Below are 23,150 nucleotides of genomic sequence, written 5' to 3' on the forward strand. Positions count from 1 at the left end.
CGGACCGGACCCCAGGACCTACCCCAAAATCATTCCGAACTACCTGTCCGCCGAGACCGACTGCCGGACAATCGTCGACGGCATCAATATCGCCCGGCGCATTGCCCGGCATAATCCTTTGGCATCCAAGATTGCCGAGGAATTCCGCCCCAGCGCTGGCCTGGCAATGGAAGATTACGAAGGAACACTGGATTGGGCGCGCAGCAACTCGGTTTCAATTTATCACCCCACTGGCACCTGCAAGATGGGAGCGGGGGAGAATGCAGTGGTAGATGAAAAGCTGCGCGTTCACGGCGTCGAAGGGCTGCGTGTTGCCGATTGTTCCATCATGCCGGAAATCGTCTCCGGCAACACCAACGCACCCGCGATCATGATTGGCGAAAAGGCCAGCGACCTGATCGTAGGCTAACAAATGAAGCCCCGAGCTTCCTCCTACGCTCACCCGAAACCCAAGCATTCGTTCCAAAGGAGAACCCGCCATGAAAATGACCACCGAAGAAGCCTTCGTCAAAACCCTGCAAATGCACGGCATCGAACACGCCTTTGGCATCATCGGTTCGGCCATGATGCCGATTTCCGATATCTTTGAGCCGGCAGGCATCACCTTCTGGGACTGCGCCCACGAAGGGTCGGGCGGCATGATGGCGGACGGCTACACCCGCGCCACCGGCAAAATGTCGATGATGATTGCCCAGAACGGCCCCGGCATCACCAACTTTGTGACCGCCGTGAAAACCGCCTACTGGAACCACACCCCGCTGCTGCTGGTCACCCCGCAGGCCGCGAACAAAACCATGGGTCAGGGCGGTTTCCAGGAAATGGAACAGATGCGCATGTTTGCCGACTGCGTCTGCTACCAGGAAGAAGTGCGCGACCCCTCGCGCATGGCCGAAGTCCTGAACCGCGTCATCATGCAGGCCAAGCGCAACTCAGCGCCGGCCCAGATCAACGTGCCGCGCGACTACTTCACGCAAGTGATCGACATCGACCTGCCCGCAATCGTCGACTTTGAACTGCCCTCCGGCGGCGCGGATGCGGTGAGCCAGGCAGCTGAGCTGCTGTCGAACGCCAAGTTCCCGGTCATCCTGAACGGTGCCGGCGTTGTCATCGGCGGCGCGATCCCCGCGTCCATGGCCCTGGCCGAGCGTCTGGATGCCCCGGTTTGCGTTGGCTACCAGCACAACGACGCCTTCCCTGGCTCGCACCCGCTGTTTGCTGGCCCGCTGGGCTATAACGGCTCCAAGGCCGGCATGGAGCTGATCTCCAAAGCTGACGTTGTTCTGGCACTCGGCACCCGCCTGAACCCGTTCTCGACCCTGCCCGGCTATGGCATCGACTATTGGCCGACCGATGCGAAAATCATCCAGGTTGACATTAACCCGGACCGCATCGGCCTGACCAAGAAAGTCACCGTTGGCATCGTCGGCGACGCCAAGCAGGTTGCAGACACCATCCTGGGCAAACTGTCCGACACCGCAGGCGACGAGGGGCGCGACGAGCGCAAGGCACTGATCGCGCACACCAAATCCTCCTGGGCGCAGGAACTCTCCTCGATGGACAGCGAGCAGGACGATCCCGGCACCACCTGGAACGAGCGTGCCCGCGCTGCCAAGCCTGACTGGCTGTCGCCCCGCCGCGCATGGCGTGCGATCCAAGCCGGCCTGCCGAAGGATGCGATTATCTCCTCCGACATCGGCAACAACTGCGCCATTGGCAACGCCTACCCGTCGTTTGAAGAAGGCCGAAAGTACCTGGCCCCTGGCCTGTTCGGCCCCTGCGGTTACGGCCTGCCGGCGGTTGTCGGTGCGAAAATCGGCTGCCCGGACGTTCCGGTTGTCGGTTTCTCGGGCGACGGCGCATTTGGCATCGCAGTCACCGAGCTGACCGCAATCGGCCGCGAGGAATGGCCCGCCGTGACCCAGGTTGTGTTCCGCAACTACCAGTGGGGCGCGGAAAAGCGTAACTCCACCCTGTGGTTCGACGACAACTTTGTCGGCACCGAGCTGGACCAGCAGGTCTCTTACGCCGGGATCGCCAATGCCTGCGGCCTGAAAGGCGTGATTGCCCGCACCCAGGACGAGCTGACCGACGCCCTGCGCCAGGCCTGCGAAGACCAGAAGAAAGGCATCACCACCCTGATCGAAGCGATGATCAACCAGGAACTGGGTGAGCCGTTCCGTCGCGACGCAATGAAGAAACCGGTCGCCGTTGCTGGCATCAGCAAAGACGACATGCGTCCGCAGCAGGTCTGAACCTGATGCCCGTGCCCTTTGACCTCTCTTTTGGCCAGGGGGCCTATCTGGCCGCCGCGTTATTCGCGGCGGCCGTCATCCGCGGCTTTTCCGGCTTCGGGTTTTCCGCGATCTTTATCATTCTGGCAGCGCTGACCACCAATCCGCTGCCGCTGATCCCGGTGGTGTTTTCCTGCGAAATCGCCATGACCGTGTTTCAGGCGCGCGGCATCCGCCCGCATATCGACTGGCGCCGCGCCTTTGCCCTGCTGGCAGGTGCCGCCGTCGCCACTGTTCCCGCCATCGCCATCATGGCCCGGCTGGGCGAGTACGAGGCGAGGCTGGCGATCTCCTGCCTGATCCTGGTGCTGAGCCTGGTTTTGCTAAGCGGCTGGCAGCTGGAACGCCCGGTCGGGCGCAATGGCACCGCGGGTGTCGGCGCCATCGCAGGCATCGCCAACAGCGCCGGTGTCGGCGGCCTGCCGGTGGCGGCCTTCCTGACCGCGCAACCGGTGCCGCCTGCCGTGTTCCGCGCCACGATGATCGTGTTTCTGACCGGCATCGACCTGATGGCGCTGCCGGTGATGGCCGCAAACGGGCTGGTAGGCCCGGAAACGCTAACCGGCATTTTGCTGGCCTTTCCCATCCTCGGGCTTGGCATCTGGGCCGGCTCCCGCGGTTTTCATGCGGTTTCGCAAAGACTGTTCCGGCGCGCGGTGGTGCTGATGCTGACCGCCTTTTCGCTGATCAATATTGCACGGCTGGCGTTCTGAACGCCCGACGCCCCGAACCGTAGCTACAGGACCAATGCCCGTGACCAAAACACTCTCGCCCCTCGAACTGCTGCAGGCCGAAGCCCCGGCCACCCGTCCTGTTGTTGCCCTTAGCGAAGGCACTGACCCCCGCGTCGTGGCGGGTGCCCTGGCCGCGCATCAGGCCGGTATCGCCGATGTGATCCTGATTGGCCCGCAGGCAGAAGTCGAAGCAGCCCTGCAAGCCGAAGGTGCCAGCGCAAGCGAGGGCGTCGCGGTTCATGACCCGGCCACATCCGGGCTGACCGAGGCCTTCGCGGCTGAGTACCACAGCCTGCGCAAGCACAAGGGCGTGGACGCCGCCGCCGCCCGCGCCGCTGCCGAAACTCCGCTGGTCTATGCCGCCATGCTGGTGCGTTTGGGCCATGCCACCGGCACCGTCGGCGGCGCGGTCCACACCACCGGCGATGTGGTGCGCAGTGCCATTCAGGTGATCGGCATGGCGCCGGATGCGGGCATGGTCTCCTCCTTTTTTCTGATGTACCCGCCCGAAGGCGCCCCCGATGGCGCCCGGGCGATGCTCTATTCCGACTGCGGCCTGGTGATTGATCCGAACCCCGCCGAGATGGTGTCGATCGCCGCCGCCTCGGCCCGGTCCGCACAAGCGCTGCTGCGGGTGGATCCGAAACTGGCCTTCCTCAGCTTCTCCACCAAGGGCAGTGCCAAGCATCCGGCGGTGGACAAGGTGGCCGAGGCGCTGAGCCTGTTTCAGGACGCCCACCCTGATCTGCAGGCCGATGGCGAACTGCAGTTCGACGCCGCCTTTGTGCCCGCGATCGGGGAACGCAAATCGCCCGGATCCAGTGTTGCGGGCAAGGCCAATGTGATGATCTTCCCAAATCTGGATGCCGGCAACATCGGCTATAAGATCACCCAGCGGCTGGGCGGTTATTCCGCCATCGGCCCGGTTCTGCAGGGGCTGGCAAAACCCGCCAACGACCTGTCGCGCGGCTGCAGCGCCGAAGACGTCACCCAGATCATCGCAGTCACCATCCTGCATGCGGACCACGTTCCCCCCCTTTAGAAACAGTAGGCATTTGCCTTTAGAGAAAAGTTGCAACCCCACAGGTAAAAAAGGAAAGTTTCCTGCCATGTCTATTCTGGAGCATTTCACGTTACTTCAATCGGCCGAGATAAAAAGGAAAGCCTACCTGCTTCTACCGGGCGTGGCGGTGTCGGCCATTGTAGCCATCACCGCGCAGTTCCTAGCCGAACACTATGCAACACCTGCTATGCTATTGGCGTTGCTGCTGGGTATTGCCGTCAGTTTCCTTAGTGAAGAAGGCAAGGCTATTCCCGGCATCGCCTTTTCTGCCCGCTCTCTGCTGCGGCTGGGAGTTGCGTTTCTGGGGGTTCGAGTGTCGATGGTGTTGATGATGGAACTGGGCTGGGACTTGATCGCCCTGGTTGCGGGCGGTGTGGTCGCCACCATCGTCTTCGGCTTCGCCGTGGCACGGGTTTTTGGGCACGAGTGGCGCTTTGCGTTGCTAACTGCTAGTTCGGTTGCCATCTGCGGCGCCTCGGCGGCGATGGCAGTAAGCGCCATCTTGCCAAGTGACGAACGCTCCGAGGAACGACTGATCTTTACCGTGCTGGGCGTCACCGTCCTATCAACCATGGCCATGATCGCTTATCCGATCCTGGTGAACCTTCTGGAGTTAAACTCGATCCAGGCCGGCGTCTTCTTGGGCGGCACCATCCATGACGTGGCACAGGTGGTCGGCGCGGGCTTTTCGATCTCCGAGCAGACCGGCGACATCGCCACCTTGGTCAAGCTGATGCGCGTTGCTATGCTGGCGCCCATTGTATTGTTGGCCTCACTGATGATCCGCTCCTTTACCGAGCTGCCCAGTGGCGGCAATCGCCCGCCAGTTCTGCCGGGTTTTGTGATTACATTCCTAGTGCTGGCCGGGATAAACTCCTTTGGGGTGATCCAACCAGCCGTCACCGAATTTCTTAGCCAGGCCTCGCGCTGGCTGCTACTCACCGCCATCGCCGCAGTGGGTATGAAAACTAACTTGAAACAGGTTCTGGCAGTTGGTGGCTCGGCCATTGCCGTGATCATCATCGAAACTCTGTTCATTGCCGGATTGATCCTGGCAGGGATCGAAATGCTAACCTGATCTGTGCAATCGAAAGACAGGCTCGACAATCTGCCACCCGATTAGTGTTCTCATCTGAACCCTGAAAAGTCTCAGCGGTTTAAAGGCTGGACTGGGTTCCCGAACAGCGAGAACGCTCGACTTAAAAACTCGGTAACGGAACGGGGATGTACCTGACCTGCTTCCCGGAACCTAGACCGGTGGAAGAGAGAATTTTCCCGTAATATGCCCGGCAGGCAACGCGGAGAATCCCGATGCGGAAATCACGGTTCAGCGAACAGCAGATCGCCTTCATTCTAAAGCAGGTTGATGATGGGTTGAGTGTGCAGGAAGTCTGCCGCAAGGCAGGCGTTTGCCAGCAGACCTATTACCGGTGGCGCAAGAAGTACGGCGGGCTGATGCCATCCGAATTGAGACGCCTGAAGCTGCTTGAGGAAGAGAATGGCCGAATGAAGAGGATGGTGGCCAACTTGTCCCTCGACAAAGCAATGCTTCAGGAGGTGCTGGCAATAAAGGTGTAGGGGTCGATTTAGGCTGAGTGCAGAATAGGGCGGTAAGTGTCCGTCGTCAGAGATTTTGGGCCAGTTTTGCAGCCTGAGCTAAGAGAGGGTCTGGCTCATCTTGCTGGTTTGATTATGCGGCGGATTTGCGGTGGAGCAAGCGCCGGGTTTCGATAGTCTTTCGTTTGATCCTTTCTCGTTGTTTCAGGATGGTCTGGCCGCGCCCGAAGTAGACATCGGCTGGGGTGAGGTTCTGCAGGCTCTCGTGGTATCGTCGGTGGTTGTAATGCTCGACGAAGGCATCGATCTTCTGCCTGAGATCGCCGGGAAGGAAGTAGTTCTCCAGCAGGATACGGTTCTTCAGGGTCTGGTGCCAGCGCTCGATCTTGCCCTGGGTTTGCGGGTGATATGGGGCACCGCGGACATGATCCATCTGCCGATCTTCCAGCCAATCGGCCAACTCGCCCGAGATGTAACTCGACCCGTTGTCACTGAGCAGGCGGGGCTTGTGCAGAACCTTCGCCTGATCACAACCCGAAGCCTGCAGCGCCAGGTCGAGCGTGTCGGTCACATCGCCTGACTTCATCGTCGTGCAAAGTTTCCAGGCGATGATGTAGCGGCTGTAATCGTCGAGGATCGTGGACAGGTAGAACCAGCCCCAGCCGATGACCTTCAGGTAGGTAAAGTCGGTCTGCCAAAGCTGGTTCGGTCGGGTCGTCTTGTCACGGAACTCGTCAGAGGCGGACAGAACCACATAGGCCGGGCTGGTGATCAGGTCGTAGGCCTTGAGGATGGAGAGTGTCCGACCTTTTGTGTATGACTGATCCGGTCCATGCTTCACCGAAAGGAAGCATGAATGAGCATCTCGAAAGAAATCCTGGACGAACTGCTGAAGGGCGTGGAGCGCCCTGAAGACCTGCTCGGCGATGCCGGGCTGATGAAAGAGCTGAAGATCAAGCTCATGGAGCGGATGCTGGGTGCCGAGCTGACAGCGCATCTGGGCTATGAAGAAGGCGAGGACGCGCCTGCCGGTCAGAGCAACCGGCGCAACGGCACGTCGACCAAGGTGCTGAAAGGCCAGGACGGGGAGATGCCTGTTGCGATCCCGCGGGACCGTAACAGCAGCTTCGAGCCTGAGCTGGTGAAGAAGGGCCAGACCCGGATCGATGGGATCGATGACAAGATCGTCGGGCTCTACGCCGCCGGTCTGACGGTGCGGGACATCCAGGCCCATCTGCTTGATCTCTACGGCCTGAAGGTATCGCCCGACCTGATCAGCCGCGTCACCGATGCGGTGCTGGACGAAGTCAGGGAATGGCAGAGCCGCGCCCTGGACCGGATGTATCCCATCGTGATCTTCGACGCGCTGCGGGTGAAAATCCGTGATGCTGACAGCCGGACGGTCAAGAACAAGGCCGTCTACGTCGCCCTCGGCGTCACCCGCGATGGGAGCCGTGAGGTTCTGGGCCTGTGGATCGCCGAGAACGAGGGCGCCAAATTCTGGCTCTCTGTGATGAACGAGATGAAGAACCGGGGCGTCCAAGACATCCTGATCGCTGTCGTGGACGGGCTGAAGGGCTTTCCTGAGGCCATCACCGCTGCCTTCCCGGATGCCATGGTCCAGACCTGCATCGTGCATCTGGTGCGCCATTCCCTGAATTTCTGTTCTTGGAAGGACCGCAAGGCCGTGGCCGCCGACCTGCGCCGGATTTGCAGCGCCCCGACTGCCGATTTGGCTGAAGCTGAGCTCGATGCCTTCGAGGAGAAATGGGCCGGGAAATACGCCTCCATCGCCCCGGCCTGGCGCCGGGCATGGCAGGAGGTAATCCCGTTCTTTGACTTCGATCCGGCGATCCGGAAAATCATTTACACCACAAATGCCATAGAAAGCCTGAACCGCGTGATCCGGAAATCAATCAAGACGCGTGGCTCCTTCCCGACCGACGAGGCCGCGACCAAGCTCATCTACCTCGCAATCCGAAAATTTGAGAAGGATGGCCGGAACGTACGGGAATGGTTTGCGGCCCGCAATCAGTTCGCCATAATGTTCGGCGAGCGCTTCGACGCTTGAGTATTTGAAACCGCATGGGCCGGGCCAGATACACAGACTTCAGGACACTCCCTGAGGATGCGATAGACCGATGCCTCTGACACAAAATACTTTTCCGTCTCAGTGAATTGCACGGCCAACTCGCGCGGCGACAGATCGCTTTCCTGCAGGGCCAGCTCCTTGATCTTCTCGCGCACCGGCTCAGGGATGCGGTTCTAGACCCGCGACGGCCTGGGACTGCGATCTTCCAGCGCCTCAGGGCCGCCCGACAAATACCGATCATACCAGCGGTAGAAGGTCGTTCTGGGGATGCCGAGCTTGTCCAGCGTGCGCCTGGTCGGCAGGTGCGACCCTTCCACCAGCCGGATGATCTCCAGCTTCTCAGATGCGGGATACCTCATTCGCCGTCGCCCCCATCCGCGATCATGCTTTTTTGAGCAGCCGCAACTCCAGGGCCTGCTCAGCGACAACTTCCTTTAGATCTCGGGCTTCACGGCGAAGGTCTTTGACCTCGCTCGACGTCGCCGCACGCGCCGTATCGCCCGCCAGGCGTTTCTTCCCAGCTTCGAGGAATTCCTTGGACCAGCTGTAATACAAGCTCTGCGCAATGCCCTCGCGGCGACACAGCTCTGCAATGCTGTCTTCGCCCTTCAGGCCGTCCAAGACGACCCTGATCTTCTCCTCCGCCGAGTACTGCTTGCGGGTGGCCCGACGGATGTCTTTAACAACCTTCTCGCCGTGGCTCTGCTTGGTTCCGGATTTCTGTCTCATCTCCACTCCTTGGTGGTTACGATGTGCCAGAAACCCTCTCTTATCAAATAACCCTAAACTGTCCCATTGGCGCTGACGTCAGACAAGCATTTCATCATTTTAACGTACTTATAAAGCTTTTCTCGCCATTGATGAGGGCAGTACGGTCATTCCGCTTTTTCGCAAAGAGGAAGCTTCTTATCAATTTGCTACACAGGAACTAGCCCATTTACTCTCCTCTCGATCCATCCAGGCGTTCCACCAAAAAGTCAACAAACGCGCGGATTTTGGGCGCAAGGTTCCGTTTTTCGGCAAATGTAACAGCAACATCCGCGTGGTCATGAATATATTCCGGGAACAGCCTGACAAGCTCGCCTGAGAACAGCTTTTCCGAAACCAGATATTCTGACAACCTTGCAATGCCCAGCCCCGCCAACACTGCCACATAGACGGCATCGGCACTGTTGCCTTCAAAATTCCCGGTTGCCTCAACCGAGTATTTCTTGCCATCAAATTCAGCTTGCCAGTCATTCCTTTCGACCACATTTGATGTGCGGAGGCAGTTACAGTTAGCAAGGTCACTAAATTCTTCGGGCATGCCGTAGCGTTCCAAGTAAATGGGCGAAGCACACAGGATGCGCTCATTCTTCATTATTCTCTTGGTTATGAAATCTGGATTTACGAATTGCTCACTCAAGTTGACCGCGACGTCGAAATTTTCCTCTTCCAATTCAACTTTGCGATCGGTGAGCTCCAACATGACGGTGACGTCCCGAAACTCGTCGAGAAACTTTGGAAGGAACGGGATCAGTTGAGATTTACCGAATGCGACACTAGACGCGACACGAAGAACACCTTTTGGATGCGTATCAATGTGGTGTATGTGCGCTTCGGCCTCAAAAAACTTTTCCGCCATCGCGCTGCATTTTTCGTAGAATTCGCGACCTTCGTCGGTGACGTACACTCCCGTTTGAGTGCGGTGAAGTAACCGGCATCCGACGTGGTCTTCCAACTGCCTGATCTGTTTGCTGATCGCAGAAGGCGTTTGCCCATTCGAACGGGATGCCGCCGAAATACTTCCCAAGTCCACGACCTTCACAAAAGAAATCATCTGCGAGGAAATATCCATACCGGTTAGCTCCTTTCCAATTTGGAATAGCCCCTATGCGCAATACACGGATTGGCAACACAGAGCTCAGCCCCTAATTTCTGCAGTGCAGCAAAACATACCGCAACGCAGCAAAAAGTAAAGAGTTCACCCAAATGCGATCACGACAACTTGCAAAAACGTTGTGCCAGAAACCGCATCTGAAGGTGCATCGGTGGCTCGGTCTGCAGCACGGTATGGCTGAATTTGAAGGGAAGAAACATGGAACAGAGTAGCAACTTAAAGAACATCTCTCACTTGCAGCACGCAGCAGTTGGTTTCGCAGTTCGCGTCACTTGCAAGGGCAAAGCGGTGTTAAATGACTTTTCAGACGCACTCACAAGTCTGCAAATCGGCAGAATGGAAACGGCGCTTCGTTCGATGTCTGATGACCAGCTGAAAAAAGCTGGCGTTAAGCGCCGCGATATCCCGCAGCACGCGAGATGCCTCCTTACGTGCAAATGAGTTGAATGAGGTGTTAAACAAACGCGCTTTCCTCATCTGACGAAGAGACAAAGAATTGCCGATTTCGTTTGAAACGGCATTAAGCGGCGCAAGAAAAAGGTCCTCCCAAAGATATCTTTGCGTCGCACTTGACGGCTCCTACCCTGGGCCGACTCTACCAAGACCGGCCCTCTCTCCTCCTCCCAGGGGCCGGTCTTTTTACAATTTCAGAAAATCATCTGTTTTCGCGCTTAGTCGTTTGGCTTTGTTAAAGACTCAGAAAGTTCGAGCAACAGCTTCCTGACCTCATTTGTTCAAACCGGGTCCGCACAGACCATCTGATGAGACGAAAAGGTGTCTCAGTTTGTTTGAAATGAGACACCTTTCGAGAGGTACCCCTTTCCGGCTTATTGGAACTTTTTCGATCCCGGGTGGTCAGCGATATTTGAGCGCGAGGAACAATCATCATTGGAGGAAAAGATGAAACGCCTGTTGAACCAAATTCGAAACCTGACATTGGGCCTGTTGGCTGGTTCTTTTGTATTTGTGCATGGGTCACAAGCCGGCATGCCCGGTATGCGCGGGTCGCAGCATCTTGGCATCACCGTGCCGAATGTGCAGGAAGCCGTGGATTTTTTTGTGGATGTCATCGGCTGTGAAGCCTTTTATTCGATCGGACCATTTGGTCCTTTTGAAGACGACTGGATGACCGTCAACCTCAACGTAAACGAAAAGGCAGTTATCAAAATTGCAACTCTGGTACGTTGTGGAAACGGCCCATCGCTTGAGGTTTTTGAGTATACGTCACCTGACCAAGACGCTGAACCGCCACAAAACAGCGATATCGGTGGCCATCACTTGGCATTTTATGTCGATGACATGGACGCGGCTGTCGCATATCTGAAAGAGCAAAACGTCAAGGTTCTCGGTGAGCCGCACACGTTCACCGACACTGGGATGGAAGGTCTGACTTGGGTCTACTTCATGTCACCCTGGGGAATGCAGCTGGAAATCGTGAGTTACCCGTTCGGCCAAGGGTATGAGCGGACAACCGGCAGCCGGATGTGGGATCCTCGCTACTAAATCGGAGGATCAACGAATTGAGGCCGGGTTAAGTACCCGGCCTTGCATTTGCAAAAGGGGAGGTTGTGCAATGTCAATTAAAGGTAGCCAAGGTAGCCAAATTACAAAAGTGATGTGTCGCGTCGGTCTGACGCTCTTGATGACGCTCTTTGCCATCCCGAGCCTCGCCCATTTCGAACAATTTGAACCACGTGTTGTCTTTGCCGGCGAGGTTGAAGGCAAGTTACGCGTCTTCGTCCGGATGCCCCTTGGGCTGGCATTGCTGCCCGCGGACTGGAAAAGTATAGACGACGTTCGAGATTTGCCGTTCCTTATCAAGCATGAAACTGAGGATGGCCCCACGTATCTTGTGGATCGCGACGCATTGGCTGCCTCTCCAGAGAAACCGGCACAAAGTATTTTGGCCGGGCACCGTTTCTGGATCGACGGCCAGGAGATCAGCCAACCCGAGCTGGGGCGGGCGCGGATCGCCACACAGAATACCCTGCCGCAATTCAGCACAATGAAAAGCGCAAACTCAGGTCTTCCCGACCGTTTCATTGCCACTGAAACCGGCGAAATCGACCTTTTTGACGCCACATTGGATGTCGAATTTATACTGGCGGATGCTGGGGCCAACATCGAGAGTTTCAAGGTCGTAAGCACGCTTGGCAAGGATTTCGATACCATCGACCGGCTGGCCAATGTTGTGACCTTTTATGGAGCCGGCAAACCGGCTCGGCAAACTACCATTGGCGCATTGGATATCACCTTTGGCGACGCGCCCGAAGAGATCGGCAGCGTTATCAATCAGCTTCTGCACGGCGCCAAACATATCATGAAAGGTCTCGATCACGTTCTGATCATCGCACTAATCGCTTTGACTGCTTCAAGCTGGGTTGTCGTTCTTCGGAATGCGACCGGCTTCACCGTTGGCCATTCGATTACGCTGGCCCTGGGCGCCTATGGTTTTTTCCCATCCGCGGGATGGTTTGCGCCGATGGCAGAAATCTTTATCGCCGCGACGATCCTGTTTGGTGCCTGGCACATCATCAGGGAAAGACATCGCTCTCTCGGGCTCTATGCCGTGTTTGCAATCGGATTGGTCCATGGGGTTGGCTTTTCGTTCGCGTTGGAAGGTGTTTTGCAGGCGTCGGGCGATCACGCCCTGCTGACGCTGTTGTTCTTCAACCTTGGCGTTGAACTGGGTCAGATCGCTGTCTATCTGGCCTTCCTGCCCATCCTGCTTCTTCTGGACCGTCTGGCCAAGCCTCGCGAAGCAGCGTGGCAAGGCGCGGTAGCTGTCGGGATGATGGCGATTTCTGCCTACTGGGTTTTCGATCGCGGCTCTGACTTTGTTGGCGCCGTGCTCTGACTAGGCCATCCTACACTCTGATCAGGAGCATGCTTTTTTCAATCTGACCAAACCCAGCACATCGCCCGAAACGTCCTTCAATCTTCGTCGAGGGTTTTGAGTGTCGAGCGCTGAAGTCGAACCACGGACCGGACAATCCCAGTCGACACAAGGGCGGCGGATTTTCGAGTGTAGCAGAGGGAAATCGCTCAGGAGATTAGATCTGCTGCCCAGAAGGCAAGAAATCAAGTTAAATTAGTCAGTTACCAGAGGAGCTTATATTCTTGTCAAAAAAATGGACTCCCAAGCCGATCCGCGCAACAATTGAGGAAAAGCGATTACCAGCTAAGCCAGATGAGCTGCAGGAAGTAACTGAGATGACAATTTTCTCGCGGAGCACCGCAATAGAAAAGCTTGTGCGGACCTCAAAAGAACGGTGCAGATCGCAACACGGTCTTGTGTCCGTCAACGCCAATCCCGTTCTGAGATTGCAGAGCAACGAATTGTCGCAACGGCGCGAGAAGTTTTTGGATCAAATTGGCGGTGCCGCGGCAGAACTCGACAAATCCACGCTACTGCCCCATCGGTCACGCTATTGCATGCTGGTGTCCGACGCAGATGGCATTGTAATCGAGTCCTACATCCCTGAAGGACTCGAGGCGGAGTTTCAACGCAGCGGTCTTGCCGTTGGCGGGCTTTGGGATGAACGCGTTGCGGGCACCAATGGTATCGACCTGGCGTCAAAATCCGGACGCGCGGTTACCGTAACCGGCAAAGATCACTTCCATAGTTGTTTTTATGATTTCGCCTGCAGTTCGGCACCTCTTACAGATGCCGAAGACAACCTGATTGGGACCGTCACGCTTGTCGGGTCCACCCGCCGAAGAGCTGAAGAAATCGCGATGTGCGAACAGTCATTGCGACGAGCGTCCCGCCAATTCAAATCACGGCTGTTCAGATCATTCCACGCTGAAAGAATGACCGCGCGTATCATGTCCCGCGACCCAGAAACGCGGCGCTCTTACGAAACGCTTGTCGCCTGTAACGAGGAAGGTGTGATTGTTTCGCACTTGCCTCTTTGGCGATCTGGAGAGCAGCCGCTAGAACACAAAGGTATTGTCGGAAAACACCTAACGGATTTGTCTGGTATGGGCCTAGCCATCAACGTGCGAGGCCCTGCGATTGTACCCCCAAAGCGCAGAGTGAGTCAGCCAGAACATCAGCAGACCCTGCCACTCGTCCGCAAAGACACCAAGCTTGGACGATTTGCTGGCCAGGGTGGCGATTGCTCGGTCCTGGCCGAACGCGCACGCAAGTTAGCCGCACATCGCGTCCCACTCCTCCTTTGCGGTGAACCGGGTGTGGGAACAGAGGAAATTGCTCGCGCACTTATCGAAGATCAAAAGCTCGAATCACCCATGGGGTTGGCTCTGGACGCCGACCGGATTGCATCGGCGTCGGAACTGGCTGAAGCATTGAACAGCCTGCAATTCTTGTGTGAATACCCGATCAACGACCACACTCCGACGCTGATCCTGCAAAATGTTGACAAACTATCTGGTGACGCTCAGTTGAAGTTAGAGACCTTCCTAGCTTCGGCAGAAGACGAACAAGGAGTAGAGACCCGTGAGCGCAAGCCTCTGCTTTTGTTCACGGCTAATGGCACCTGGGACGATCTTGAAACGGGTGGCAGATTAGGACGTAATCTTCTCTACCTGATGGGGCAGTCGGTGCTGGAATTGCCGCCACTGCGGATGAGAGACAAGGCCATCGTGTTGGACGATTTTCTGGCGAACGACGTGGCCCGACCTGCCCAGGTCTCGGATCAGGCACGAGAGGTTTTGCTGAGTTACGACTGGCCGGGGAACAATCGTGAGATGCGTGCTGTTATTCGCGAAGCTCTGATTTGCGGGAATGGGAATAGGATCAACGCGACCGACTTGCCTGACCGTTTGTCGAACCGCCGCACCAAACCTGAAGCAGCGTCGCTCCGCGCATCGCTCAGCGAAGCGCTGGACAGTTCTGATTGGAATGTCACAAAAGCGGCGAAACTTCTCGGCAAAAGCCGTGCGACGGTTAATCGCTGGATCGCCGCCGAAGGCCTTCAGCGTCCGGATTAAAAGAACGGCCAGGCGATAACACCTGGCCGCTTCTATTTCAGACCTTTAAACTAATGCTTAGATGTTCTGAGCATTCATTTCCTGTGCGATGTATTCCGCTTGACGGATCGCCAGAGCAACAATCGTCAATGTCGGGTTACAAGCCGCAGACGAAGTGAACTGGCTGCCGTCTGAGACGAACAGGTTGTCAATGTCATGAGCCTGCCCATAGGCATTCACAACGCCCTTGTCGGCATCTGCATGCATCCGGTTCGTTCCCATATTGTGCGTCGCCGGGTACGCGGGCAATTCATAGACATCGGTCGCACCAACGGCTTCGTAAATCTGTGCGCTTGTTTCGTACATATGCGCCGTCATTTCGTAGTCGTTGTTATGTGGGGTCTTGGATACGATCGGAGCCGGCAAACCATATTGGTCCACTTCGCTATCGTGGAGCGTAATTGCGTTGCGCTCCTGTGCAAGGTCCTCACCCAGTACCCAGACGCCTGACATCTTGTCATAGTTTTCAAGCGCTCCGGCGACACTGCGGCCCCAACCAGTGTTCCCTGGCTCCAGGAAGGCCGCCATGAAGGGCAGGCCCAGAGACAGGAACTCTAAATAGTAGCCCCCGCTGAATCCACGCGCAGGATCGTGATAGACCTCGTCACCCACAATACCGGCAACCGACGTTCCGCGGAACATATGGACCTTCTCAGGTAGAGCCGCGTACACGCCGCCTGTGGTGTGGTTCATGTAGTTCTTGCCGACCTGACCCGAAGAGTTAGCCAGCCCGTCGGGGAACATCGACGAAGCAGAGTTGAGCAGCAAACGCGGACTTTCTATCGAGTTGCCAGCCACACAAACAATCCGCGCCTTTTGCAGGTGTTGATTACCGTCTTTGTCGGCATAGAGTACGCCCGAGGCTTTGCCGTCTTCGTCATGCTCGACTTTCAGAACCATGGCATCGGTGCGGATCTCGCACAGACCGGTTTCTTCTGCCCGCGGCAATTCGGTGTACATGGTGGACCATTTCGCGCCAATCGCGCAGCCTTGCATACAGAAGCCGATCTGCTGACACTGCGGACGATCATCTCGCTCGACCGAATTGATGGCCATTGGACCCGAGTTGTAGTCGGTGCGGCCGGTCCGGCGGCAACCTTCGGCCAGAACGCGGAAACCGTTGTTCCAAGGTAGGTGCGGCATACCCGTTGTCTTGCCCGTCACACCCATCTTGAGCTCGGCCTTTTCGTACCACGGTGTCATTTCATCGAGGTCGATTGGCCAGTCTTCCACATTGGCTCCATCGATCGCACCATAGTTTGTGCGCGTTTTAAACTCAAAATCCTTGAAGCGCAGCGCAACGCCTGCCCAATGATTTGTTGAACCCCCATATCCCTTGACGATCCATGCCGGTAACGTCGGGTGATTAACAGATCCATGCCAGCCACCACCCGAGTAACGCTTGTCCAGCCAGGAAATCTTGCTAAACATCGCCCACTCATCGTTTTCGATGTCCCCGATGTCAAAACGCTTCCCTGCTTCGAGGACAACGGATTTGACGCCTTTTTGAGCAAGCTCGTTGGCAAGCGTACCACCGCCCGCGCCAGAGCCAATGATGACGACTACGCTGTCGTCGTTCAGTTCAAATTGTGCCATTTTTGTCCCCTTATCCCTGAACTTCAGCCATGCGCTCTTCAAGGGTTGGGCCCTCTGGAACGAATGTGATGTCGGAGAAGCCCCGGTCGATGTAACCGCCGTGTTCAACGGAGGAACCCTGATACCCAAAGAGCGGCCAGATGTCCTTGTTATCATAAATGCCGAAATATGCGGTCCAGCGAACGCCCTGGAAAAATCCCTCATGCTGGAAGTGGCGCAGAACGCCTTCACGCGCATCAGCATCTTCCAATTCCGCATAAGGCTTGCCGTAAAGCGCTTGCGACTGTTCGTCGATTTTTGCAAGGCCTGCCTTCAGATCATCCGCGGACTCTGGATTTTCGTCTGCATTCTTACCAATTGTCGCAACGATCGCTTCGTAATGCGACAGTTCTAACAGCCCAGGATGCGGATAAATATCCTGAACCATCCGAAGCAACATTGTGCCTTGAGCTTCATTGATTGACGCAGCGGATGCGATTGAGGCACCTCCCAGCATCGCGCTCGTAGTGACACCTGCCATTGTTGTTGTCATCAAGAACATGCGGCGACTTAGACCTTCATGTTCCTTTCGGTTTTTTTTGAATGGGTGGAACCTAATGTTCATGTCTTCTCCTCCTCAGGATGATTGCTGACGGTCATGCCGCCAATTTTTTCTGGTCAACAAGCGCGGTCAGACGGTCCTCTGCCGCCCTTGCCAGCGCACCAAGAAATGAGTGAAACATCATGCCAGGGGCCAACAGCGCATCCATCGCGATGCGAGGGTGCCGGGCCGCTCCTGTCCTGTTGGATGTCATGGCCTCTTCGATTTTAGCCAGAGTCGCAAAAGGCGATGTGTCGACGTGAATGGTGGCGCGCAGCAGAGCTACCCGTCCATTCGGGGTGACGGATGATTGCTGCGTGAACCATCCAAATTTTTGTCCGTTTGACAGAAAGTCTAAAACCACCCTTTCGGGTGCGTCTTCGTTGATCGCTATTTCCGAGTCGATCTCAAACCGTCTGAGCGCTTCGGCAATCGTATCGAAGACAATGCGGCACCCTGTACCAGCTTCGAAATTGTCGGGGTACGGGACAACCATGGCCATATTCATCAGCCCTGGCCCTTGGGCCTCGAACTTTTCGACACCCTCGCGATGCACAACAGTCCAACCTGCGCTTTTCGCAAGCGTGGAGATATTGCCGCCATCACTGCGATTTGTTGGCTGCACCAACGTGGGCTCGTCAGATTGCCAGAACAAAAGCGACGGCTTGCCCATATGCAATAAGGCCGCCTCTCGCGCGAAACCGTCTGACGCGGTCTTGAAACCAGCTGCGATCATGGCCGTTGGCCTTCTAAAATGGTGATATTTGTTGTCACCTTGCACATCCCTCGTTTCGCCATCCCGGCCCTCCGGGAAGTTCAGCTTTCGGTGGAAGAGCAGGACAAATCAGCCGCAGGCCCTGACAGCGCAGAGACTGTAGTTGAGTGCAAACTTTGCGCGTGCGCGCTCAGCAGTCAGACTCATTGCATCGCGCAGATGAGCGAGCTTTGCACTCCAAGTATCCATCCAAGATCCAGCGGTTGGTTGACCCGGGCAACACAGCTGTCAAATGGCAGTCCCAAATTTGGACAGGTGCCGATGACAATGTTTCAATGGCATTCTTAACACGTTGGCTTTTGAGTGCTTATTCACTGTACAATGTTAGCACCCAATTCGATGGCTACTTGTTGTCCTCCCATTTCCTCGATGCAATGCTGCCGTGTTCCATCCCGAGAATAAAAGGTTAATGATCCCAGTCTGCTGAGTGCTTCAAAACTGTCTCATTTGAGCGAGCGTGAGACACGAATTGGCTCACCTACTTCATCATCTGAACATAGAGCATTCGCGTTTTCGCTATCAGGTGAGGCCAACGGCCCGATGTGGAACTATGTAGCTGACAAAAGAAATTACCAGACGATTTCTGAAATCTGTATGCGCGTGCAGAATTACTCTTTGCAGACGTTTTTTAGACGTCCGAAGAATTATCAGATTTGGTCCGGTTGCGTTTGACTATGACTTGCCAAACACTGAAAGAGCCTCATCGCGAATCGCGTAGAGGTCAGACGGTTCGAAAGCGCCTCGCGCAAGCACGCGCAACCCAACAACTAGGGTGAGTAACGCCTTTGCTTTTGCTTCTGGGTTGATATCTTTGGATACCTGACCCAACTCCTGACCGCGGCGCACGAGTTTCGCAAAAAACTTCTCGAAATCGCCAAAAGCAGAGGTGACAACTTCTTTTATATCACCCTCGTGATTTGGAAGGTCTAGCGCAGTGTTGACCAGGAGACACCCCTTACGATCCATATCGGCAATGCTTTCAGCGATCAGACCGTCGAAGAGCGTCCGCACAGCCTGAGTCGGATCGTCAATCTTTATGATGTCCTCTAGTGCGGCCTGCCGGTTCTCGCGATCATACTTAAGAATGGCACGATCAAAGAGCGCCCTCTTACTACCAAACGCGTTGTAGAGACTGCCTTTGTTGATTCCCATACCTTCAACAAGGTCGCTAAGCGATGTGGCTTCGTAGCCTTTCGCCCAGAAAACGCGCATAGCGCGGTCGGTCGCATCATCTATATCAAAAGATTTTTCCCAGGGCATTTTTAGTCGCCTCAATATTCAAGTTCACCGTATTTAGCCTGTTTAGACCGATCAGTCAATACTTTTGACGTCTTGGGAGTGGCGCTTGGAATGGCACGTTCCGGCCAACTCCAAAAAAGTTCACAGCACAGTCTTGACCAATCGGTTTAAACAATCTAGATGAGTTTATACCGAATGGTTTAAACAATCACTTCCAACCAAAGGAACGTCCAATGACTGACTTCACAACGCATACCGTCGCCACAGCGCCTGTTGGGTCCGCACCTCTTCTTGAGGGTGCTGAGCAGGCATTCAGCTTCATCCCTAACCTTCTGGGAACAATGGCCGAAGCCCCTGCAATGCTTGAAGGCTACATGACCCTGGCAGGTATTTTTGACAAAACCGACCTGACTGAAACCGAGCGTCAGATCATCCTGATGACAAACAACCGTCTGAACGGATGTGTCTATTGCATGGCAGCCCATACCACGCTGTCGCAAATGGCCAACGTACCTGCCGATGTCATTGACGCTTTGCGCAACAACACACCAATTGCCGACACCAAGTTGGAAGTTCTGCGGACATTCGCAGCCGTAATCAACGAAAGCCGTGGCTGGCCCACGGATGAGCAGGTCAACGTATTCCTTGCTGCTGGCTATACGCGTCAGACTGTTCTCGAAGTGATCCTGGGCACCAGCCTGAAGGTCATGTCGAACTACACGAACCATGTCGCCTCAACCGACGTCGACGCGGCGTTTGCTCCGAATGCATGGTCAGCACCTGCACAACAGGCCGCCGAATAAACGCGGCAGGGCGGGTCTGTTTACTCCCCCCGGCAGGCCCGCCCATCAAACCTCAAACACAGGACAATTCCTATGAGACTCCCGTTCCCCCTGCTTACTGTCACCACAGCGGCCGCCCTCACGCTGCTGCCCATGATTTCTTTCGCGCAGGACGAAAGCCCCTACCAGGGCTTTAAAATTCCGCCGACGGAGATTTCCTCAGAATTCCCTTACGAGCACAAATTCGTCGAAATCCTGGGCTCAAAAATTGCCTATGTCGACGAAGGTGAGGGCGATCCGATCCTGTTCTTGCACGGACAGCCAACATCGTCCTACCTGTGGCGTAACATCATGCCATTCGTAGAAGGTAAAGGCCGGATCATCGCCCCCGACAATATCGGTTTTGGCAAATCAGATCAGCCCGAACTGGATTACACCTTCCTTGATCATTACGAGCATTTCGAAGCCTTTGTCGAAGAGCTTGGCCTCGAAAACATCACGCTGGTTGTACATGACTGGGGTTCAGGACTTGGCTTGCACTATGCGGCTCAGCATCCTGATAACGTCAAGGGCATCGTGACGATGGAATCCTTGCTGGCTCCGATCCTGCCGGCAGCCAGTTATGAGGCGATGCCCGAGGAACTGGGCAATTTCTTCAAATGGGTGCGCGACCCGGAGAATGGCCGCAAACTCCTGATTGAGGATAATGCCTGGCTGAGCGATGGCGGAATTCTCGAGGCATTTATCGACCGTCCGCTGGCGGAAGAAGCGCTGCATACCTACCAGGCACCGTTCCAAACTGAACAGTCCCGGATCCAGGTAAACCAGTGGCCAAATGAGATTCCGATCGCCGGTGAGCCCGCCGCTACGACTGAGATCATCGGCAACTATAATAAGTTCCTGGAAGAGACCAGTATCCCGTGGCTGTTCTTGTACGCCTCGCCAGGTGCGACCTCGCCCGAAGCGGCTGCTGATTACTGGGCTGAACGGGCCCAGAACATCGAGACAGTCTATATCGGCCATGGCTTGCACTACGTGCAGGAAGACCAGCCTTACGCCATCGGGCGCGCGATTTCGGATTGGTATCGTCGTCTGGAAGTTAAAGAAGGCCTCTAAGCTCACTTCAGGCCCGGCGCACGCCTTTGCGCCGGGCTAGCACCAGATCAGCGTATCCTCTGAACTAGGTAAGAACCGATGAGACATTTTCTGACAGCTTCTATATTGGCCCTGCTCGCCCTCACCCTGCCCGCCTACGGCGAAAATTTCGAGGTGATCGCAGAATTGGGCAAACGACCCGGAAATCCCGCCCTGGGCCCAAATGGTGAAATCTATCTTTCGATGCACCCGTTCGATGCGCCAGAATTCAAGGTTGTTCGCCTTGATCGCGACGGAGAACTTGCCCCATTCCCCACGCCCGAGATTTCGTCGAGCTTCGTCAATGTCATCGGCATCTCGTCCACCAGTGATGGTGTGATTTGGATGCTGGACATGGGCGGCGATGCCCAGAGCCCGAAACTACTGGGATGGTCGGTTCCCGAAAACGCTCTGACAGCGGTCCACTATATTCCGCTGGAAGGCACAGGAGCCAATCCATTCTTTCAGGATCTGGCGATTGATCTTGGACGCAAACGCGCCTTTATCGCAGATATGAGCCGTGGCGATCTTGTTGGATTGTCCGAGCCCGCCATTGTCGTCATCGATCTGGAAACCGGTGCAACCCGTCGCCTGCTGGAAGGTGCCGCGATCTTTCAGCCCAAGCTGGATGCTCCGCAACGCGCGGGGGGCGAGGAGATGACCTTTACCGGGGCGGATGGCGTGTCCCAGCCTGTACCGCTTGGACTCAACCCGATCGCGATTGATGAAACAGCATCCTATGTTTATTTTTCGACAATCACTCCGGGTCCGGTCTATCGCGTACCCGCGGAGATCCTGGGCGATTTCGACAAGAGCGATGACGAAATCGCGGCGGCTGTTGTTACCGTGGGTGAAAAGGAAACATCAGATGGCATCGCCGTCTCCGGTGAAACCGTTTTCCTGACCAATGTCGACACCGGTGCCATCGAGGCTCTCGAAAACGGTGAGCGCCGCCTCGTCAGCAAAGATCCACGTCTCGTCTGGCCTGACGGGCTCGATATCGACAAGAATGGCGATCTTATCGTTACGGCAAACCAGCTACACAAAGCGGCGCCACTAAATCGCGGCTCGGCTGGCGGCAAACCTCCGTATCTCGTGGTGCGCATCCAAGACGAAAACTGAGATTGGACCGCTAAGCGATACATCAACACGTTCCGCAATACCTGAAACCAAAGGAGAAATTCCAATGCTTCTCGATACCCCTGTCTGCGATTTCGGCTGGAAAGCACCCGACTTCACGCTCAAAGACGCTCATGGCAAATCCTTCACAATGGGCAAGCACCTTGGTGAAAAAGGCCTCTTGGTCATGTTCATCTGCAACCACTGTCCATATGTGCAAGCCATTGGCGATCGTTTGGCGGACGACACCAAAGCGCTGATGAAACAAGGCATCAATGTTCTGGCGGTAATGTCAAACGACTATCGCTATGTGCCCGTTGACGGCCCGCAATACATGCCGAAATTCGCGCAACAATACGGCTGGACCTTCCCCTATCTGGTTGATGAAGGTCAGAAGGTCGGTAAGGCCTATGGTGCTGTTTGCACACCTGATTTCTTTGGCTTCAACAAAGATGGCGAGTTGCAATATCGCGGACGTCTGGACGATGCCCGGATGGGTAACCCCAAAAACCGTACCCGCGAACTGGTCAGTGCCATGCAGCAGATTGCTGAAACCGGTGAAGGCCCAAGCGAGCAGATCCCGTCCATGGGCTGCTCAATCAAATGGAGTTAAGACCATGACAAACATCGATCTTTACACCTGGGCGACACCAAATGGCTGGAAAGCCTCTGCGACGCTGGAAGAGCTGGACCTGCCTTACAGCCTCAAGCCCATCGACATCACGACGGGCATCCAGAAGGATCCATCCTATGTTGCGATCAATCCCAATGGACGAATTCCCGCGATAGTCGATCACGACGAAGATGGTTTAGCGGTTTTTGAATCCGGGGCGATCATGGTTTACCTGGCGGAAAAAACCGGCCGATTGATGCCAACCGACGTCAAAGGCCAATCGCAGGTCATGCAATGGCTGATGTTCCAGATGGGCGGCCTTGGTCCGATGCAGGGACAAGCCAATGTGTTCCATCGCTATATGGACGAGAAAATTCCGACCGCGATCGACCGCTATCAGAACGAAACCCGTCGGCTATATGGTGTTCTGGATTCGCGCTTGGCCGACAATGAGTTCCTGGCCGGTGAGTATTCGATTGCAGATATCGCGAACTGGAGTTGGGCCCGTATCCATAACTGGGCTGGCGTCAGCATCGACGAGTTCGAAAACCTCAAGCGTTGGCTGGACCAGCTGGAAGCACGGCCCGCTCTGATCCGCGGTGCCGCGGTGCCCCATGCCACGAATTACAATGCGCCGGAGGAAGAATCCGCCGCCGCTGAATCCACGAAAAAGATGGTGACAGCTTAGGCCCTGGATTTCA

The 23,150-nt window shown here is 55.9% G+C and carries 19 protein-coding genes and 3 pseudogenes; 15 read left to right on the top strand and 7 right to left on the bottom strand.

Annotated elements, in window-relative coordinates; all coding sequences use genetic code 11:
• The 6 genes and pseudogenes from N6L27_RS21250 to N6L27_RS21275 all read left to right on the top strand — a co-directional run.
• The coding region (locus N6L27_RS21250; protein WP_271909434.1) for a GMC oxidoreductase at positions 1-409 on the top strand (409 nt) is incomplete at its 5' end.
• 70 nt (positions 410-479) lie between these two features.
• The gene (gene xsc, locus N6L27_RS21255) at positions 480-2,252 is read left to right on the top strand and encodes a sulfoacetaldehyde acetyltransferase (RefSeq protein WP_271909435.1); all 1,773 of its coding nucleotides are present in this window, start codon (positions 480-482) and stop codon (positions 2,250-2,252) included.
• A gap of 5 nt (positions 2,253-2,257) precedes the next feature.
• The gene (locus N6L27_RS21260; protein ID WP_271909436.1) at positions 2,258-3,004 is read left to right on the top strand and encodes a sulfite exporter TauE/SafE family protein; all 747 of its coding nucleotides are present in this window, start codon (positions 2,258-2,260) and stop codon (positions 3,002-3,004) included.
• A gap of 40 nt (positions 3,005-3,044) precedes the next feature.
• On the top strand, positions 3,045-4,067 hold the full coding sequence (gene pta, locus N6L27_RS21265) for a phosphate acetyltransferase (RefSeq protein ID WP_271909437.1): 1,023 nt from the start codon (positions 3,045-3,047) through the stop codon (positions 4,065-4,067).
• Between the two features lie 67 nt (positions 4,068-4,134).
• The gene (locus tag N6L27_RS21270) at positions 4,135-5,166 is read left to right on the top strand and encodes a YeiH family protein (protein WP_271909438.1); all 1,032 of its coding nucleotides are present in this window, start codon (positions 4,135-4,137) and stop codon (positions 5,164-5,166) included.
• 233 nt (positions 5,167-5,399) lie between these two features.
• Positions 5,400-5,660, top strand: a pseudogene (locus N6L27_RS21275) (transposase); the annotation flags it as partial.
• A 118-nt stretch (positions 5,661-5,778) separates the two neighbouring features.
• On the opposite strand, the pseudogene N6L27_RS21280 reads toward N6L27_RS21275, so the two are convergent.
• Positions 5,779-6,438: pseudogene (locus N6L27_RS21280) on the bottom strand (transposase); the annotation flags it as partial.
• Between the two features lie 63 nt (positions 6,439-6,501).
• On the opposite strand from N6L27_RS21280, the gene N6L27_RS21285 reads away from it, so the two are divergent.
• Entirely contained in the window at positions 6,502-7,716 is a 1,215-nt protein-coding gene (locus N6L27_RS21285; protein WP_271909439.1) for an IS256 family transposase, read from the top strand.
• An 8-nt stretch (positions 7,717-7,724) separates the two neighbouring features.
• On the opposite strand, the pseudogene N6L27_RS21290 reads toward N6L27_RS21285, so the two are convergent.
• Both N6L27_RS21290 and N6L27_RS21295 read right to left on the bottom strand, forming a co-directional pair.
• Positions 7,725-8,466: pseudogene (locus N6L27_RS21290) on the bottom strand (helix-turn-helix domain-containing protein); the annotation flags it as partial.
• Positions 8,467-8,674: 208 nt separating this feature from the next.
• Positions 8,675-9,574: a LysR family transcriptional regulator gene (locus N6L27_RS21295; RefSeq protein WP_271909440.1), complete on the bottom strand. Its 900-nt coding sequence runs from the start codon at positions 9,572-9,574 to the stop codon at positions 8,675-8,677.
• Positions 9,575-10,516: 942 nt separating this feature from the next.
• On the opposite strand from N6L27_RS21295, the gene N6L27_RS21300 reads away from it, so the two are divergent.
• From N6L27_RS21300 to N6L27_RS21310, 3 genes are all read left to right on the top strand, one after another.
• Entirely contained in the window at positions 10,517-11,119 is a 603-nt protein-coding gene (locus N6L27_RS21300; RefSeq protein ID WP_271909441.1) for a VOC family protein, read from the top strand.
• A 70-nt stretch (positions 11,120-11,189) separates the two neighbouring features.
• Positions 11,190-12,473 carry a HupE/UreJ family protein gene (locus N6L27_RS21305; protein ID WP_271909442.1) on the top strand — a complete coding sequence of 428 codons (1,284 nt, stop codon included), beginning with the start codon at positions 11,190-11,192 and terminating at the stop codon, positions 12,471-12,473.
• Positions 12,474-12,736: 263 nt separating this feature from the next.
• Positions 12,737-14,572, top strand: a complete 1,836-nt coding sequence (locus tag N6L27_RS21310) for a helix-turn-helix domain-containing protein (RefSeq protein WP_271909443.1) — start codon at positions 12,737-12,739, stop codon at positions 14,570-14,572.
• Positions 14,573-14,629: 57 nt separating this feature from the next.
• Here the strand turns inward: N6L27_RS21310 and N6L27_RS21315 are convergent, their stop codons facing one another.
• From N6L27_RS21315 to N6L27_RS21330, 4 genes are all read right to left on the bottom strand, one after another.
• Complete coding sequence (locus N6L27_RS21315) at positions 14,630-16,207, bottom strand: GMC family oxidoreductase (RefSeq protein ID WP_271909444.1); 1,578 nt, start codon at positions 16,205-16,207, stop codon at positions 14,630-14,632.
• Between the two features lie 10 nt (positions 16,208-16,217).
• A complete protein-coding gene (locus tag N6L27_RS21320) occupies positions 16,218-16,811 on the bottom strand; it encodes a gluconate 2-dehydrogenase subunit 3 family protein (protein WP_271909445.1) in 594 nt (197 codons plus the stop codon).
• Between the two features lie 31 nt (positions 16,812-16,842).
• A complete protein-coding gene (locus N6L27_RS21325) occupies positions 16,843-17,523 on the bottom strand; it encodes a hypothetical protein (protein WP_271909446.1) in 681 nt (226 codons plus the stop codon).
• Positions 17,524-18,234: 711 nt separating this feature from the next.
• The gene (locus N6L27_RS21330) at positions 18,235-18,822 is read right to left on the bottom strand and encodes a TetR/AcrR family transcriptional regulator (protein WP_271909447.1); all 588 of its coding nucleotides are present in this window, start codon (positions 18,820-18,822) and stop codon (positions 18,235-18,237) included.
• 212 nt (positions 18,823-19,034) lie between these two features.
• Here N6L27_RS21330 and N6L27_RS21335 point away from each other — a divergent pair, with 212 nt between their 5' ends.
• The 5 genes from N6L27_RS21335 (at position 19,035) to N6L27_RS21355 (ending at position 23,137) form a co-directional block, all read left to right on the top strand.
• The gene (locus tag N6L27_RS21335) at positions 19,035-19,604 is read left to right on the top strand and encodes a carboxymuconolactone decarboxylase family protein (RefSeq protein WP_271909448.1); all 570 of its coding nucleotides are present in this window, start codon (positions 19,035-19,037) and stop codon (positions 19,602-19,604) included.
• A gap of 72 nt (positions 19,605-19,676) precedes the next feature.
• Positions 19,677-20,699, top strand: a complete 1,023-nt coding sequence (locus N6L27_RS21340) for a haloalkane dehalogenase (RefSeq protein WP_271909449.1) — start codon at positions 19,677-19,679, stop codon at positions 20,697-20,699.
• Positions 20,700-20,777: 78 nt separating this feature from the next.
• Entirely contained in the window at positions 20,778-21,839 is a 1,062-nt protein-coding gene (locus N6L27_RS21345) for an L-dopachrome tautomerase-related protein (protein ID WP_271909450.1), read from the top strand.
• 64 nt (positions 21,840-21,903) lie between these two features.
• On the top strand, positions 21,904-22,449 hold the full coding sequence (locus N6L27_RS21350) for a thioredoxin family protein (protein ID WP_271909451.1): 546 nt from the start codon (positions 21,904-21,906) through the stop codon (positions 22,447-22,449).
• A 4-nt stretch (positions 22,450-22,453) separates the two neighbouring features.
• Positions 22,454-23,137, top strand: coding sequence for a glutathione S-transferase family protein (locus tag N6L27_RS21355; protein ID WP_271909452.1), 684 nt, complete (start codon positions 22,454-22,456; stop codon positions 23,135-23,137).
• Positions 23,138-23,150 lie beyond the last annotated feature (13 nt).

Source organism: Leisingera sp. SS27 (assembly GCF_028368855.1).
Taxonomy (GTDB): Bacteria; Pseudomonadota; Alphaproteobacteria; order Rhodobacterales; family Rhodobacteraceae; genus Leisingera.

Excerpts from the sequence above, each read along its gene's own strand:
- xsc (WP_271909435.1), top strand. The coding sequence starts at position 480 with ATGAAAATGACCACCGAAGAAGCCTTCGTCAAAACCCTGCAAATGCAC.
- N6L27_RS21260 (WP_271909436.1), top strand. The coding sequence starts at position 2,258 with ATGCCCGTGCCCTTTGACCTCTCTTTTGGCCAGGGGGCCTATCTGGCC.
- N6L27_RS21270 (WP_271909438.1), top strand. The coding sequence starts at position 4,135 with ATGTCTATTCTGGAGCATTTCACGTTACTTCAATCGGCCGAGATAAAA.
- N6L27_RS21285 (WP_271909439.1), top strand. The coding sequence starts at position 6,502 with ATGAGCATCTCGAAAGAAATCCTGGACGAACTGCTGAAGGGCGTGGAG.
- N6L27_RS21295 (WP_271909440.1), bottom strand. The coding sequence starts at position 9,574 with ATGGATATTTCCTCGCAGATGATTTCTTTTGTGAAGGTCGTGGACTTG.
- N6L27_RS21300 (WP_271909441.1), top strand. The coding sequence starts at position 10,517 with ATGAAACGCCTGTTGAACCAAATTCGAAACCTGACATTGGGCCTGTTG.
- N6L27_RS21305 (WP_271909442.1), top strand. The coding sequence starts at position 11,190 with ATGTCAATTAAAGGTAGCCAAGGTAGCCAAATTACAAAAGTGATGTGT.
- N6L27_RS21315 (WP_271909444.1), bottom strand. The coding sequence starts at position 16,207 with ATGGCACAATTTGAACTGAACGACGACAGCGTAGTCGTCATCATTGGC.
- N6L27_RS21320 (WP_271909445.1), bottom strand. The coding sequence starts at position 16,811 with ATGAACATTAGGTTCCACCCATTCAAAAAAAACCGAAAGGAACATGAA.
- N6L27_RS21325 (WP_271909446.1), bottom strand. The coding sequence starts at position 17,523 with ATGATCGCAGCTGGTTTCAAGACCGCGTCAGACGGTTTCGCGCGAGAG.
- N6L27_RS21330 (WP_271909447.1), bottom strand. The coding sequence starts at position 18,822 with ATGCCCTGGGAAAAATCTTTTGATATAGATGATGCGACCGACCGCGCT.
- N6L27_RS21335 (WP_271909448.1), top strand. The coding sequence starts at position 19,035 with ATGACTGACTTCACAACGCATACCGTCGCCACAGCGCCTGTTGGGTCC.
- N6L27_RS21340 (WP_271909449.1), top strand. The coding sequence starts at position 19,677 with ATGAGACTCCCGTTCCCCCTGCTTACTGTCACCACAGCGGCCGCCCTC.
- N6L27_RS21345 (WP_271909450.1), top strand. The coding sequence starts at position 20,778 with ATGAGACATTTTCTGACAGCTTCTATATTGGCCCTGCTCGCCCTCACC.
- N6L27_RS21350 (WP_271909451.1), top strand. The coding sequence starts at position 21,904 with ATGCTTCTCGATACCCCTGTCTGCGATTTCGGCTGGAAAGCACCCGAC.
- N6L27_RS21355 (WP_271909452.1), top strand. The coding sequence starts at position 22,454 with ATGACAAACATCGATCTTTACACCTGGGCGACACCAAATGGCTGGAAA.